Source organism: Streptomyces verrucosisporus (assembly GCF_017114865.1).
Taxonomy (GTDB): Bacteria; Actinomycetota; Actinomycetes; order Streptomycetales; family Streptomycetaceae; genus Streptomyces; species Streptomyces fenghuangensis.
Genome location: NZ_JADEYH010000002.1, coordinates 239317 through 253105 on the forward strand (window position 1 = coordinate 239317; position 13789 = coordinate 253105).

At 74.2% G+C, this 13789-nt stretch carries 12 protein-coding genes; 7 read left to right on the forward strand and 5 right to left on the reverse strand.

All coding sequences use genetic code 11. The features are described from left to right. Positions 1–20 precede the first annotated feature (20 nt). Positions 21–1496 carry an MFS transporter gene (locus IQ279_RS04055; protein WP_241027620.1) on the reverse strand — a complete coding sequence of 492 codons (1476 nt, stop codon included), beginning with the start codon at positions 1494–1496 and terminating at the stop codon, positions 21–23. Positions 1497–1759: 263 nt separating this feature from the next. On the opposite strand from IQ279_RS04055, the gene IQ279_RS04060 reads away from it, so the two are divergent. Then, the gene (locus IQ279_RS04060; protein ID WP_206347182.1) at positions 1760–2677 is read left to right on the forward strand and encodes a DUF3027 domain-containing protein; all 918 of its coding nucleotides are present in this window, start codon (positions 1760–1762) and stop codon (positions 2675–2677) included. A 51-nt stretch (positions 2678–2728) separates the two neighbouring features. Here the strand turns inward: IQ279_RS04060 and IQ279_RS04065 are convergent, their stop codons facing one another. The 3 genes from IQ279_RS04065 to htpX form a co-directional block, all read right to left on the reverse strand. After that, positions 2729–3151 (reverse strand): type II toxin-antitoxin system HicB family antitoxin, encoded by a 423-nt coding sequence (locus tag IQ279_RS04065; RefSeq protein WP_206346892.1) that lies wholly within the window; start codon positions 3149–3151, stop codon positions 2729–2731. A gap of 150 nt (positions 3152–3301) precedes the next feature. Further along, positions 3302–3880 (reverse strand): PspA-associated protein PspAB, encoded by a 579-nt coding sequence (pspAB, locus tag IQ279_RS04070; protein ID WP_206346893.1) that lies wholly within the window; start codon positions 3878–3880, stop codon positions 3302–3304. Between the two features lie 31 nt (positions 3881–3911). Continuing rightward, on the reverse strand, positions 3912–4811 hold the full coding sequence (gene htpX, locus IQ279_RS04075; RefSeq protein WP_206346894.1) for a zinc metalloprotease HtpX: 900 nt from the start codon (positions 4809–4811) through the stop codon (positions 3912–3914). A 301-nt stretch (positions 4812–5112) separates the two neighbouring features. Between htpX and IQ279_RS04080 the strand changes: the two genes are divergently transcribed. Then, positions 5113–8334, forward strand: coding sequence for a sacsin N-terminal ATP-binding-like domain-containing protein (locus IQ279_RS04080; RefSeq protein WP_206346895.1), 3222 nt, complete (start codon positions 5113–5115; stop codon positions 8332–8334). 42 nt (positions 8335–8376) lie between these two features. On the opposite strand, the gene IQ279_RS04085 is transcribed toward IQ279_RS04080, so the two are convergent. Continuing rightward, positions 8377–8916 (reverse strand): NUDIX domain-containing protein, encoded by a 540-nt coding sequence (locus IQ279_RS04085; RefSeq protein ID WP_241027557.1) that lies wholly within the window; start codon positions 8914–8916, stop codon positions 8377–8379. 311 nt (positions 8917–9227) lie between these two features. On the opposite strand from IQ279_RS04085, the gene IQ279_RS04090 reads away from it, so the two are divergent. From IQ279_RS04090 to IQ279_RS04110, 5 genes are all read left to right on the forward strand, one after another. Next, a complete protein-coding gene (locus tag IQ279_RS04090) occupies positions 9228–10187 on the forward strand; it encodes a hypothetical protein (protein WP_206346896.1) in 960 nt (319 codons plus the stop codon). Positions 10188–10227: 40 nt separating this feature from the next. Next, on the forward strand, positions 10228–10455 hold the full coding sequence (locus IQ279_RS04095) for a PDDEXK family nuclease (RefSeq protein ID WP_206346897.1): 228 nt from the start codon (positions 10228–10230) through the stop codon (positions 10453–10455). A 288-nt stretch (positions 10456–10743) separates the two neighbouring features. Continuing rightward, a complete protein-coding gene (locus IQ279_RS04100) occupies positions 10744–11544 on the forward strand; it encodes a GNAT family N-acetyltransferase (RefSeq protein ID WP_206346898.1) in 801 nt (266 codons plus the stop codon). A 202-nt stretch (positions 11545–11746) separates the two neighbouring features. Continuing rightward, positions 11747–12958 carry a helix-turn-helix domain-containing protein gene (locus IQ279_RS04105; RefSeq protein WP_206346899.1) on the forward strand — a complete coding sequence of 404 codons (1212 nt, stop codon included), beginning with the start codon at positions 11747–11749 and terminating at the stop codon, positions 12956–12958. 94 nt (positions 12959–13052) lie between these two features. Beyond that, positions 13053–13520, forward strand: a complete 468-nt coding sequence (locus tag IQ279_RS04110; protein ID WP_206346900.1) for a hypothetical protein — start codon at positions 13053–13055, stop codon at positions 13518–13520. The last annotated feature ends 269 nt before the right edge of the window (positions 13521–13789 follow it).

The window sequence follows — 13789 nt, forward strand, 5'->3', positions numbered from 1 at the left end:
AGGCTACCCGGCGGTTCCACTCAGGCGACGCGCGGGTGGGGCGTGCCGTGCCGCGCGGCCGACAGCAGGGGCCGGACGGTGGCGAGCGCGCCCACCGCCACGATCACCCCGGCCACCCCCATGCCGACCGGCCCGATCAGCGGCAGCGCGATCCCGACGGCGCCGCCGGCCACCCACGACATCTGCATCAGCGTCTCGGAGCGGGCGAAGGCGGAGGTGCGCACCAGCTCCGGCACGTCCCGCTGGATCAGCGCGTCCAGCGACAGCTTGCCCAGCGCCTGCGCCAGTCCGGCGACGGCCGCGACGACGGGCACGGTGACCGTGCCGTACAGCACCGCCGCCACCACGGTGGCGGTCAGGGCCAGCGCCAGCACCGAGGCGATGATCATCTCCGGGACGCGGTCGCGCAGCCAGGCGCCCAGCGCCGTGCCCAGCGCGTTGCCGCCGCCCGCCGCCACGGCCACCACCCCCAGCGAGACCACGGGGTCCAGGCCGGCCAGGGGGTGCTCGCGCAGCATGAAGGCGAGGAAGAAGGTGAGGAAGCCGGACAGGGCGCGCAGGGAGGAATTGGCGAGCAGGGCGTTGAACACGGAGGCGCCCACGGTGCGCAGACCGGGCCGCCGGGGCTTGCCGTTCCCGTTTCCGTTCCCGTTGCCGCTCCTCCCCGTGGTGCTCCCGGCCGCGGCGGCCCCGGCCCCGCTCTCCCCGGCCGCGCCCCCGCCGGTATCGGTGCCGCCGTCGCCGTCCCGGCTGTGCGCGGCCTCGTAGGCGGTCAGCAGGGCCCGCCGCTCGCCCTTGGCGGAGTCCACCTTGTGGGGCAGCGAGAAGGACAGGAAGGTGCCGATGACGAAGACGGTGAACGCCCCGTACAGCGGCCAGGACGGCCCCAGGCTGTGCAGCGCGGCCCCGACCGGGGCCGCCGCGCCGGTGGCCAGCAGCCCGGCGAGCGTCACCCGCGAGTTCGCCTTCACCAGCGAGATCCGGTGCGGCAGCAGCCGGGGCACGACCGCCGATCTCACCACCCCGTACGCCTTGGAGGCCACCAGCACCCCCAGTGCCGCCGGATACAGCTCCAGGCTGCCGGTGGCCACCGCCCCGGCCATGCTCAGCGCCAGCAGCGCCCGGCCCAGCATCGATCCGGCCATCGCGGCGCGGCGGCCGTGCGGGATGCGGTCCAGCAGCGGCCCGATGACCGGCGCGAGCAGCGCGAAGGGGGCCAGGGTGACGGCCAGGTAGAGGGCGACGCGCCCGCGCGCCTCACCGGTGGGGACGGAGAAGAAGATCGTGGACGCCAGGGCGACGGTGATCATCATGTCGCCGGCGGAGTTCACCGCGTGCAGTTCGATGAGTTTGCCCAGCCCGGACTCGCCGGCGCCCTGGGCGTGGGTGGCCTTCCGGATGCGCCTGCCCAGCGCGCGGGGAGGCGTGTGTACGGCGCGGACGATCGCCCGCGCCGTGCGTCGGAATCGTCCCTCGTCGTGCTGGGACGTCCTCAAGGCAGCCACGTCGTCAGTGTGCCCCACCGCCCGCGGCCTAGCCCGGCTCCTTCGGCTGAAGGTTTGGTTGAAGGTGCGACGGTCGGCGGTGTGCGCGCGTGGGGTAGCGTGGGGGGATGGTGCGCTCCGCCCGGTGTGAAAGCCTGGGTCCGGACGTCGCAGCGGTCCCCCGGTCCGCTCCGTCCTCACCTGTCTGACCTGGGCGTACGGTAGGCGCACTCGCGAAACGGCGTAGGAGAGAATCGATTCTTGTGAGTGCTGCGATGCGAGGCCGTACCCCTGATCGCCTGTGCGCCGAGGCGGTTGAACTGGCTCGGGAGGCGGCACAGGAAGCCGCCTTCCCCGGCCGGATCGGCGACCATCTGGGTGCCGTGGCCGACGGGGACCGCGTCGTCACGCACTATTTCGAGTGCCTGGAGCCGGGCTACCGCGGCTGGCGCTGGGCCGCCACCGTCGCGCGGGCCTCGCGGGCACGGGTGGTGACCGTCGACGAGTCGGTGCTGCTGCCCGGCCCCGACGCGCTGCTCGCCCCCGAATGGGTGCCCTGGAGCGAACGCCTGCGCCCCGGCGACCTCGGTCCCGGCGACCTGCTGCCCACCGAGGCCGACGACCCGCGCCTGGAGCCCGGCTACACCGGCGGTGGCGAGCCCTCCCCGCACGCGGCGGTCGTGGAGTCGGCCTGGGAGGAGGCCGGCGCCGAGGGCCCGGCCGAGGCCGAGGACGCCGACGTCGTCACCAGCGAGCCCGGCGAACTCCCCGGCGCCCCGGCGCGCGGCAGCATCGCGGCGGTCGCCGAGGAGATCGGCATGGGCCGCCCCCGGGTCCTGTCCCGCCAGGGCCTGCACGAGGCCGCCGACCGCTGGGAGGAGGAGTTCGGTCCCCGGACGCCCACGGCGCAGGCGGCCCCCGCCTCCTGTATGAGCTGCGGCTTCCTGGTGCCGATGGCGGGCTCGCTGCGCCAGGCCTTCGGGGTGTGCGCCAACGAGTTCTCCCCGGCGGACGGCCGCGTGGTCTCCCTCGCCTTCGGCTGCGGCGGCCACTCCGAGGCGGCCGTCATGCCGAAGACGCCGCGCCCGCCGGCGCCGGTGATCGACGAGACGAAGGTGGACGAGATGCCCCTGGGCGGAGGCGTGCGGGCCAACGGCGAGGACGGGGACGCGGACGGCGGCGCGGAGGCGTAGCGGGCTCCGGCCCGCCGCGAGGCCGGTTGTCCCGGCCCCGCCGGGGCCCGGTCAGCGCTGGACCCGGCGTCCGGTGCGGGGCTTCTCCCTCAGGCTCGTCCGGTGGGCCGCGGATGCCGAACCGAGCAACTGCGACACCCGCTGGAACGACACCCCCATCACCCGGCCGGCGTCCCGCTGGCTCAGATCGCGGGTCAGGACCGCGGCGGCACGACGCATGGCCTCCCGCTCGGCGTCCGCGGCGTCCCGCGCGGCTCGTCTGGCGTCCTCTGCCTGCGCCAGTACCCGCCGAGCCTCCTCCGGGAGTTCGGGCTCGACGGTGACCTCGACCTCTTCCGGCTCGACGTCCAGCATGGCCGCGATCGCCTCGCGAGCCGCTTCATCGGCCCTGTCCAGCCGTTTGGCCTGGCTGAAGACGCCGGGCAGATCGGGGATCTCCAGAGCCCACCAGTCACCGGCGCGGCGTGCTGTCACGCGGTAAGCGCTCATCGCCACCGGCCCTCTCCGAGTTCCGCCTCAAGCCTCTTGCGGATCTGCTCTGCCGTTATCTCGTTGACCTCGCTGTGCTTCGGGGTGACGACGGGCGTCGAGCCGCACCGCCGCCGCCCGGCCGCCGTCACAGGCTCACAGGCCCGGGGCGCCCCAGAGCGGGAACCAGCGGCCCAGGTCCGGCTCGATGTTCAGGTCGCCCTGGAGGGCCGCCCTGACCTGGAGTTCCAGCGGGTTGTCGCGTTTCTGGCCGGGCAGCGGGGCGAAGGGGTAGAAGGTGCCGCGCTTGTAGAGGTAGACCAGCGCGAGGGGCTGCCGGTCGGGGGAGCGGAAGGCGACCAGTGAGCACAGCAGCTGCGGGCCGAAGCCGCTGTCCCGCAGGGTTGCGTTCACCGCGTGCAGGTCGTTGACCAGGGAGGGCAGCTCCTCGGGGGCGCGACGGGACAGCAGCCAGGAGTACCCGTAGCCGTCCTCGCTGAACTCCACCGCCCCGCCGTCGCGCCCGGAGCCCGCGCCCAGCAGGGCCTCCACCTCCTGCCGGATCCGGGTGAAGGCGCCGCCCTCGACGCTCGCGAAGCACACCGAACCCGCACCGGTGGGGGCCAGGCCCGTGGCGGCCTGGAGGGTGATCGCCGCCGAGGGCAGGGCGAAGAGGCGGTCGAGGTCGGGCCGGGCCGGCTTGCTCCGGCCGAACAGGACGTCCAGCAGACCCACGGCGACTCCTTCCCGGATCCGGTGCTCGGGGTCACTCCCCGCCCAGCCGCTCGGAGATCTCCGCCAGCGCCTCCAGGCGGCTCTCCAGGCTGGGGTGGGTGGAGAACAGCCCGGCCACCGCGCTGCCGGCCCCGAGGGCGGGGGTGAAGAAGAACGCGTTGAACGCCTGGGCCGTGCGCAGGTCCCGGGTGGGGATCCGGGCGATGTCCCCGCTGACCTTGGTCAGCGCCGAGGCCAGGGCGGAGGGTTTCCCGGTGAGCATGGCCGCCGCGCGGTCGGCGGCCAGCTCGCGGTAGCGGGACAGCGCCCGGATCAGCAGGAAGCTGAGGGCGTACACGACCGCGGAGACCAGCATGACCATCGCGAACACGGCGGCGGTGTTCTGGTCCCGGCGGCCTCCGCCGAACAGCTGGGAGTAGAAGGCGAAGCGGACGACCAGCCCGGCCAGCACCCCCAGGAACGAGGCGATGGTGATCACCGCCACGTCGCGGTGGGCGACGTGGGACAGCTCGTGGGCCAGGACGCCCTCCAGCTCCTCGGTCTCCAGGCGCCGCATCAGCCCGGTGGTCACGCAGACCACGGCGTGGTCCGCGTCGCGGCCGGTGGCGAACGCGTTGGGCAGGTCCATGCCGGACACGGCGACCCGCGGCTTCGGCATGTCCGCGGTGGCGCACAGCCGGTCGACCACCCCGTGCAGCCGCGGCTCCTCCTCCGGGGTGACCAGGCGGCCGCGCATGGCGTACAGGGCGATCCGGTCGGAGAACCAGAACTGCGCGCCCAGCAGGACGGCGGCGATGACGACGACCAGCACGAGGGAGTCCAGCAGCGCGATCAGCGCGGCGACGAACCCCACGTACAGCAGCCCGAGCAGGAACATCGTGAGCACCATGCGCCCGGTCAGGCGCCGGTCGGGCTCGAAGCGGCTGCGCATCACGCACCCGCCCCGGAAACCGGGCTTCCGCCGGAAGCCCGTACAGCGGTCGTGGCCCTCGTACCCATCGGGTCCTCCTGTCCGTCACGCTCCCGCCGGACGGGACCGTGGACCGAGACGCGGTTCCCTTTCCTCCCTGTATACCCCAATGTCCCGAAGCACCCCGTTCCAGACGCGGGCGGGCGGCCGACCCGCGCGAGCGGCGGCCCGGCGCGCACCGGGCACGCCCGACGCAGTACCGTCGCCCGCGGACAGGCAATCGGGCTCGTCCCGCGGCGGACCTGACGGAGGAGACGGACACGTGAGCGGCACGGTGCTGGTGCAGGGCGCGGACGACGGAGCGGATCCCTTCGACACCGCCCGGCTGCGGCGCGGCGTACTCGACGCCTGGACGGCGTCCCCCGCGCGCTTCCGCGAGGACGCCAACGCCGAGGAGGACCTGGCCCTCGGCGGGTACCGCGACCGGCTGGTGGTCGAGCTGGCCCAGAACGCCGCCGACGCCGCCGCCCGCGCCGGCGTCCCCGGACGGCTGCGGCTCACCCTGCGCGGCAAGGTGCTGGTGGCCGCCAACACCGGGGCGCCCCTGGACGCGGCCGGCGTGGAGTCCCTGTCCACCCTGCGCGCCTCCGCCAAGCGCGACGACGAGACGCCTCAGGGACCTCAGGGACCGGGCGCACCGGAGGCGCCGGGTGGACCGGGCGGGCCCCAGGCGGGCCCCGTCGGCCGCTTCGGCGTCGGCTTCGCCGCCGTCCTGGCCGTCAGCGACGAGCCCGCCATCGTCTGCCGCACCGGCGGCGCCCGCTGGTCGCTGGCCGAGGCCCGCGAGATGGCCGCCGAGGCCGCCGCCCACCACCCCGGCCTCGCCGACGAGCTGCGCCGCCGCGAGGGCCACGTCCCCCTGCTGCGCCTGCCGATGCCCGCCCAGGGCACCGCCCCCCAGGGCTACGACACGGCCGTGGTGCTGCCGCTGCGCGACGGCGCCGCCGAGGAACTGGCCGCCCGGCTGCTCACCGCCGTCGACGACGCCCTGCTGCTCACCCTCCCCGGCCTGACCGAGGTCGTCATCGAGACCGACGGCGGGGTGCGTACGCTCACCCGCCGCCAGGACGGCGCCTACGTCGTGGTCGAGGACAGCGGCGCCGACGGCTCCAGGGCGGAGGGCGGCACCCGCTGGCGCGTGGCCGCCGACGCCGGACGCACCGACCCCGCCCTGCTCGCCGGCCGCCCCGTCGAGGAGCGGCGCCGGCCGTACTGGTCGGTCACCTGGGCCGTACCCGTCGACGCCGACGGCGCCCCCGCCCCCGCCCGCACCGTGCCCGTCGTCCACGCCCCCACCCCCACCGACGAGCCGATCGGCCTGCCCGCCCTGCTCATCGCCTCCTTCCCGCTGGACCCCACCCGCCGCCACATCGCCCCCGGACCACTGGCCGACTTCCTGCTGGAGCGCGCCGCCGACGTCTACGCCACCCTGCTGCGCGACTGGCGGCCGGTCACCACCGGCACCCTCGACCTCGTGCCCGGCCTCCTGGGCAGGGCCGAACTCGACGGCGAACTGCGCCGCCTGGTCCTGGAACGCCTGCGGCACACCCCCTTCCTGGCGAGCGCCGCCACCGACGACGACAGCGGAGAGCCCCACGCACTGCGCCCCACCGACGCCGAGATCGCCGAGGGCGCCGGGGCCGGCACGGTCGCCGTCCTGGCCGAGCTGTTCCCCGCCCTGCTGCCCGCCGGACTGGAACGCCGCACCGAGCTGCGCACCCTCGGCGTCCCCCGGGTGCCGCTGGGCGAGCTGATCGACCGGCTGGCCGGCGTGGAACGGGAACCGTCCTGGTGGCGCAGGCTGTACGACTCCCTCGCCGGCACCGACCCCGACCGGCTCACCGGCCTGCCCGTCCCCCTCGCCGACGGCCGCACCACCATCGGACCGCGCCGGGTACTGCTGCCCCTGCCCGACACCACGGGCGCCGGCTCGCTGACCCGACTCGGCCTGAAGGTCGCCCACCCCGACGCCGCCCACCCCCTGCTGGAGAAGCTGGGCGCCACCCCCGCCACACCCCGCGCGGTGCTCACCACCCCGCAGGTGCGGGCGGCCGTCGCCGCCTCGCTGGAGGCCGAGGAGAGCTGGTACGGCGACCAGGAGGAGGACGGCGGCCCCCTGGACGCCGAGGAACTGGCCGACACCGTCCTCGCCCTCGTCCGCGACGCACGCCTCTCACCCGGCGACGAGCCCTGGCTGGGCGCGCTCGCCCTCCCCGACGAGGACGGCGAACTCGCCCCGGCCGCCGAACTCGTCTTCCCCGGCAGCGCCTTCGAGCGCGTCGTCCGCGAGGGCGAACTGCCCGCCTGCGACGCCGAACTGGCAGAGCGGTGGGGCGAGGAGACCCTCGCCGCGGCCGGCGTGCTCGCCGACTTCGCCCTGGTGCGCGCCACCGACGTCGTCCTGGACCCGGACGAACTCGAGCCCCGCGACACCGACTTCCCAGAGCCCGACGACGCCGGCCTGGCCGACGCCGTCGACGTGTGGTGCGAGGACGTCCTCGACGCCCTGCCCGAGACGCCCGTCCCGCCGGTGGTCTCCGAACTGCTCGCCGTACGCGACCTGGACCTCGTCGACGACGACCACTGGCCGCAGGCCCTGCGGATGCTCTCCCGCCCCCCGCTGCGCGACGCGCTCACCACCCCGGTGCGCGTCCTGCTGCCGGACGGCACGGTCGAGACCGTCCGCCCCTACACCGCCTGGTGGCTGCGCGGCCACCCCGTCCTGGACGGACGCCGCCCCGCCGGACTGCGCGCGGCCGGCGGCGACCCGCTGCTGGCCGGCCTGTACGAGGAGGCGCCCGCCGCCACCTCGGGCCTGGACGAGCAGGTGCTGCGCGCCCTGGGCATCCGCACCTCCGCCGCCGCCCTGCTGGACGAACCCGGCGGCGCCTCCGAACTCCTGGGCCGCCTCGCCGACCCCGGCCTGCCCGTCACCCCCGCCCAACTCCACGGCCTGTACACCCTGCTGGCCGAGCTGGACCCGGACGAGGTCACCCTGCCGGACGAACTGCGCGCCGTGGCCGACGGAGAGGTCCACCTGGTGGACGCCGCCGACGCGCTCGTCGCCGACGCCCCCGACCTGCTGCCCCTGGCCACCGGACGCCCGCTGCTGCCGGTACGCCCGGCCCTGGCCGCCTCACTGGCCGCCGTCCTCGACGTACGCCGCCTGAGCGAGACCGTCGGCGCGGACCTGCCCGCCCCCGAGGCCGCGGCGGGGGAGGTGCGCGAGGTGCCCGACGCGGTACGCGTCCTGCTGCCCGGCGCCCCGGCCACCTACGTCGAGCACGACGAACTCGTCCTCGCCGGCGTGGAACTGGACTGGCGGCTCACCCCCGACGGCACCCTCCACGCCGCCACCGTCGAGGGCGTCGCGGCCGGCCTGGCCTGGGCGGCCGGCCAGTGGCCGCGCCGCTTCGAGGCCGCCGCCCTGCTGGAGGACCCCTCCCGGGTCGCCGAACTGGCCCGCGACCGCTGGTTCGACTGACGACCGGCGGCCACCGCCGTCACACAGGCCCGTCCGCGCCCGTCACGCCGGCCCGCCGAGGATCGGCTCGCTCAGCAGCAGGGCCGCGCGGCCGGTGCGGCGGGCCTCGGCGAGGGCGGCCAGCCGCCGGTAGCCCTCGGGCGTCATCAGCCGCTCCCAGACGTGCCACTCCTCCACCGCCCAGCGGTCGTGCTCCTCCGGATCCAGCCGGATGGAGGCGATCTCCTCGTCGCTCAGCGTGCCGCCGTCGAAGCAGAAGCCGACCTTCGCCAGCGGTGCCTCGGCCGGGTCGGAGCGGAGGTAGTGCACCAGCAGCAGCGGGCGAGGGCCCTTGATCCGCAGCCCGGTCTCCTCGTACGTCTCCCGCACCGCCGCCTGGAACGGGTCCTCGCCCGGGTCCATGTTGCCGCCCGGGATCTGCCACAGCCGCCTGCCGTACACCGAACGCAGCTGCACCGGCCGCCCGCGGGTGTCGGTGAGGTACACGCAGGCGTAGACGGTGGCCTTGGGCAGGGTGGCCAGATACTCGGCCTGCGGCATCGGGAACGGCAGCCCGGCGGGCTCGTCACTGGTGGAGGTCATGCCCCTACTCCTACCGGATCTCGGGTTCCGGGACGCGGGATCCGAGCGCTCTCTCATTGGAACGGGTGGGTCGCAGACCCACCCGCCCTCCCTCTGTGAGTGAGGCCGTGAACAGGCGAGTTGACTTTTGGTGACCGGAGCGCCACGCTTCGGCGTGGCGATGCAGTGTCGCGTCCCGCACAAGCAACGGCCCCCGACAGGTGCTCGCAACACCCCCGGGGGCCTGACCAACGAGATCGACAAGACTTAGGGAAACCGATCCCATGGCTGGGAACCACTGTAGCTTTTCCGCGTCCTCCGGCGAGCATCCGATGGCCGTTTCCGGCTACGGAAAGCGGCACGTCCCCGGGCAACGGCCGGGTCGCAAAGGTGACTTCGCGGAGCTGAGGCCCCGGGCCGCGGCCGTCGCCGCGTACATCGACCGGCTGCCCGAGGGCGCCGACATCTCCATCAAGGCCCTGGCCGCGCGGCTGCCCTACGGCCAGCAGGCGGTCGGCACGGCACTTCGGCAGATGTCGGCGGCCGGGCATCTCAGGCGGGTGCGGGAGCGTCCGCCGGGGTGCGGCCAGTGGGTGACGCGGACGTATTTCTCGCGTGTCCCGCGCTCCGACACCTGGTGGGCGGACTTCCTCACGGAGGCGGAATCCGCCGAACCGGGGGCCGTCCGGGAGACCGCCGGGAAGGCTGCTCCGAAGGAGGGGACCGCCCCGGCGGGCACGGCCCCGGAGCCGGACGGCGCACAGGAGCGGTCGCGGGCGTACGGGACGCTGGCGCGACTGGGGGAGGCGGATCCGCGCATGGGCCTGTCGGCGGCCGACTGCGAGGAGCTGGCGCCGCTGGTGGCCCAGTGGTTCGCCCGGGGCGCCGGGGAGCGGCAGGTGGTCGAGGCGCTGACGGCCGGGCTGCCCGGCGAGGGCGTGCACTCGCCCCGCGCCGTGGCCGCCTGGCGGCTGGAGCACAAGCTCCCGCCGCCCCCGCCGGTGCGCAGCCGCACCCTGCGGCTGGTGGAGTGCACGGTGTGCGGCGCGCCGGGCCGGCCGGAGGCCCTGCCCGGCGGACTGTGCCGGGAGTGCCGGGGCGGGGAGCGCCGCGACGGCTCCGGCGGCGCACGGGACGGCGCACAGGACGACGCACAGGCTGTGGACGTACGCCGCAAGGCCGCCGCCGTACGCGCGGCCATGGCCCGAGGACGGCGCCGGGGCTCGCCGGACGAGCCACGTGCCTCCCGTGCGGGCGCTCTTCGCGGCACTGCTCCGGTCCGGTGGGCGTGAGAGGGGGAGCACCATGACGGCGCGGATGGAGGGCCCTGTGATGTCCGAGGAGATGCGGCGGTTCGAGGAGACCGACACCGCGTTCCCGGACCTCAGGGGCGAAATGATCGACGGAGAAATTTACATCGACGCCGTGGTGACCAGCGCTCATGGACAGATGGTGCTCGCCATCGCCTCCCAGCTCATGCCCAGGTGGTGCGTGATGACCGAGGTCGACACCGTTTACGGGGGGTGGCACGGGAGGAGCCTCCTGCGCCCCGACGTGTAGGTGACCGGTCCCTCCTACCGGGGGACCCGGCTCAAGCATTTCCCGGCCGACGAACTGCTACCGGGCCGTGCGCGAGGGCGAGTTCGGGGAGCCGGTGCCGGTGGGCGAACCGATCGGTGCCGTGCTCGACACCACGACGCTGTACGTCTACTGAGCCGTGTGCTGCCGGATGGCTCCTCCCAGGTGGACAAACCGGCCCGGGCGGTCCGGCCGACGGTCGCATGCCCCTGTCCGCAGCAGCCCGTACGGCCGGGAAAACCGGTTGCGGGTGCTCGTAGGGTCGGAGCCGTGACGGATCTCGACGGCCTGCTCGCGGCCTACGACGAGCAGATGCGCAGACCACCCGCCAACCCTCCGGCCGGAGTACGGTACGAGCGGGACGGGCCGGTGGTGCGGATCGTCGGCGGACACCGCGGCTTCGTCGCCACACCACGCGACACGGGGCTGCGCGGCGCCGAACTCGACGGGCTGATCGCCCGGCAGCGCGACTGCTTCGCCGCGCGCGGCGAAGCGGTGGAGTGGAAGACACGCGGACACGACGGACCGGCCGACCTCACCGACCGCCTGCGCGCCGCGGGCTTCGTCCCCGAGGAGCGGGAGACGGTCGTCATCGGCCTCGCCCGCGAGACGGCCGGGCACCCGGACCTGCCGGACGGCGTCGCCGTCCGCCGGGTCACCGCGGACGCCGACATGCGCCGCATCGCCGCCATGGAGTCCGCCGTCTGGGGCGAGGACCTCGGCTGGCTCGGCGACGACCTGATCGGGCGCGCCGCGGCGGCCCCGGAAGACATCGCCGTCCTGGTCGCGGTGGCGGACGGCGAAGTGGTCTGCGCCGCCTGGCTGGTCTTCTTTCCGGGTACCGAGTTCGCCTCCCTGTGGGGAGGCTCGACGCTGCCCGCGTGGCGCGGCCGGGGCATCTACCGCGCGCTGGTCGCCGCCCGCGCGGAACTCGCCGCGGCCCGGGGCGTCCGGTACCTCCAGGTGGACGCCTCCGACGACAGCGCCCCGATCCTGCGCGGGCTGGGCTTTCACGCGGTGACCACCACCACGCCCTACGTGTGGACGCCGCCGCGCCCCCGGGCCGGCTGACCACCCGCCCGGTGCCCCTCGGCGTCGGCGGACCACGGGAGCGTGTGAGGCGGCACGGAGTTGACGGCCGGCCGTGAGACGGAAGCGTTCTCCGCGAGGGCCGGCCCGAGTGTGCTCGGATTCCGTGGCTGTTCCGTTCCGCCCCGGGCGTCTGGACCTACCATCGGATAGCAGCAGCCGGAGCAAACGCACTGGAGTGATCGTGAGCAGCTGGGCTGATCTGACGAACGGTAAGCGCATCAAGCACCTACGAGGCTCCGATCTGACACAGCAGGGGCTCGCCGATGCGGCGGGGCTGTCCCTCGCCCTGGTGCAGAAAGCCGAGCAGGACCGCGGGGAGTTGTCCGTCGGCTCTTTGCTCAAGCTCGCCCATGCGCTGAACACGGACGTGTCCGTGATCCTGGGGCAGCAGGCGCCGCGTCGGGGCATGGACCGGGGTGACCGTGCCGCGCTGCGCCAGCTGTCCGATGCCGTGCACGAGAGTGCCCTCGGCGAGTGGGAGGGCATCGACGACCCGAGCACCGTCGAGGAATTGGGCGAAGCCCGCGACCGCGCGTGGGATTCCTACTGGGCGAGCGACACGGCCAGGGTGAGCAGCTTCGCCTCGAAGGTCCTCATGGAAGGACAGGCCAGGTACGCCAGTGCCACCGGCAGCGAGCGCGAGCGACTGGCATCGATCCTGGCGAGCACGTACCGCGTGGCCGCGTCGTGCTCGAACGGGCTCGGGCAGCGCGATCTCGCACTGAGCGCGCTCACGTCGGCGAAACACCTCGCGGGGGACGTCGGCGACCCTGTGATGACGGCGCTGCTCGAGTCCACGCTGTCATGGATCCATCTGCGGGGTGCCAAGCTGCCCCGGGCGGTGGCCGTGGCCGAGCGCGCGGCACTGGCGATCGAGCCGTCGTTCAGCAGCGGATCCCGCCCGCAACTGCTCGCGCACGGGCGGCTGATGATCTCCGCGGCTGTGGCGGCGTCGAGGCGCGAGGACAGGAGCGCGGCCGACGACTACATCTCGCAGGCGCACGCCGCGGCGGCGAGGCTGGGGCGGGACGAGAAGCTGTACGGGACCAGTTTCGGCCCGACGGCGGCGAAGACCGAGGCCGTCGGGATCCACGTCGCGCTGAAGGACTACGGGCGCGCACTCAAACTCGCCGGTCAGCCGGAGATGAAGAAGCTTCCCAAGTCCATGTCGAAGGTGGCCCGCAACCGCTACCGGCTCGATGTCGCTCTCGCGCAGTGCGCGGCCGGTCTCCACGACCAGGCCGGAGACACGCTGATCGAGGTAGGGCTCGACGCTCCTGAGTGGGTCAGGCACCAGGCGCTGCCCGGTGTCATCGGGAAGCGTCTGGCGAAGGTGTCCACCGCACGCGTACGGAACATCGGCGAACTCATCGGCGTGCCTTTGATCGCCTGAGTCCTACGGAGCGTACGGGTCGGGGTCCGGCCACATCGTCAGGTCCTACGCCTCGTCACTTCACTGTGTGTCACTGGACGAGCACGATTGGCGCATGGTCAGCATCCAGAGCGGGCCGGAACGATCCGGGGCCCGCCGAACCGAAGGCGCACTGCGGTTGCGTCGGTCACTGGCGGACGCGGCGGCGGGCGTCGCGCTGGGTGAGGCCGGTGTGTCCGCCGAGGCCGCGAGGACCGAGCGGTTCCGCTGCGTGGTCTATCTGTGCGGTGCTCCCAACACGGACATCACGGGCCCTCGCGAGGAGTGCGCGAAGCACGCCGAGGCGTTCGGGTGGGAGATCACGGGAGTGATCGAGGAGCGCGTGGGGCTGCTGCCGCCGCAGGGGCGTGACGGTTTGAGACAGGCCGTCGAGTGCGTCAGGAGCGGCGAGGCCGGGGCGGTGCTCACGGCGTGGCGCTCGATGGTCTCGCCCGTTCCGCAGGAGTACGACGAGGTGGCGCGCGAGATCGAGAAGGCAGGAGGCTTCCTGGAACTCGCTCGGGTGAACGGGGGCACGGCATGACCTTCGCCCCGGCCATGGCGCGTACATGGTGCGACGCATGGCCGCTCGTCGCGCGGACGGACGACGGGAACCAGTGGGTAACCGGCGCCTGTTGGCTGTACTGCCGACGGGAAGGCGTGCGCGTGCTGTGGGTCGGGTCCGTGACCACGCCCGGTACGACGGGCAACGTGTACGCGTGCGGCCCGTGCATCGCAGAACTCGACCACATGACGCGTATCCAGTCGCACGACCGGGACCGAGCGGCCGACCGCGTCGTACAGCCCGTCGCA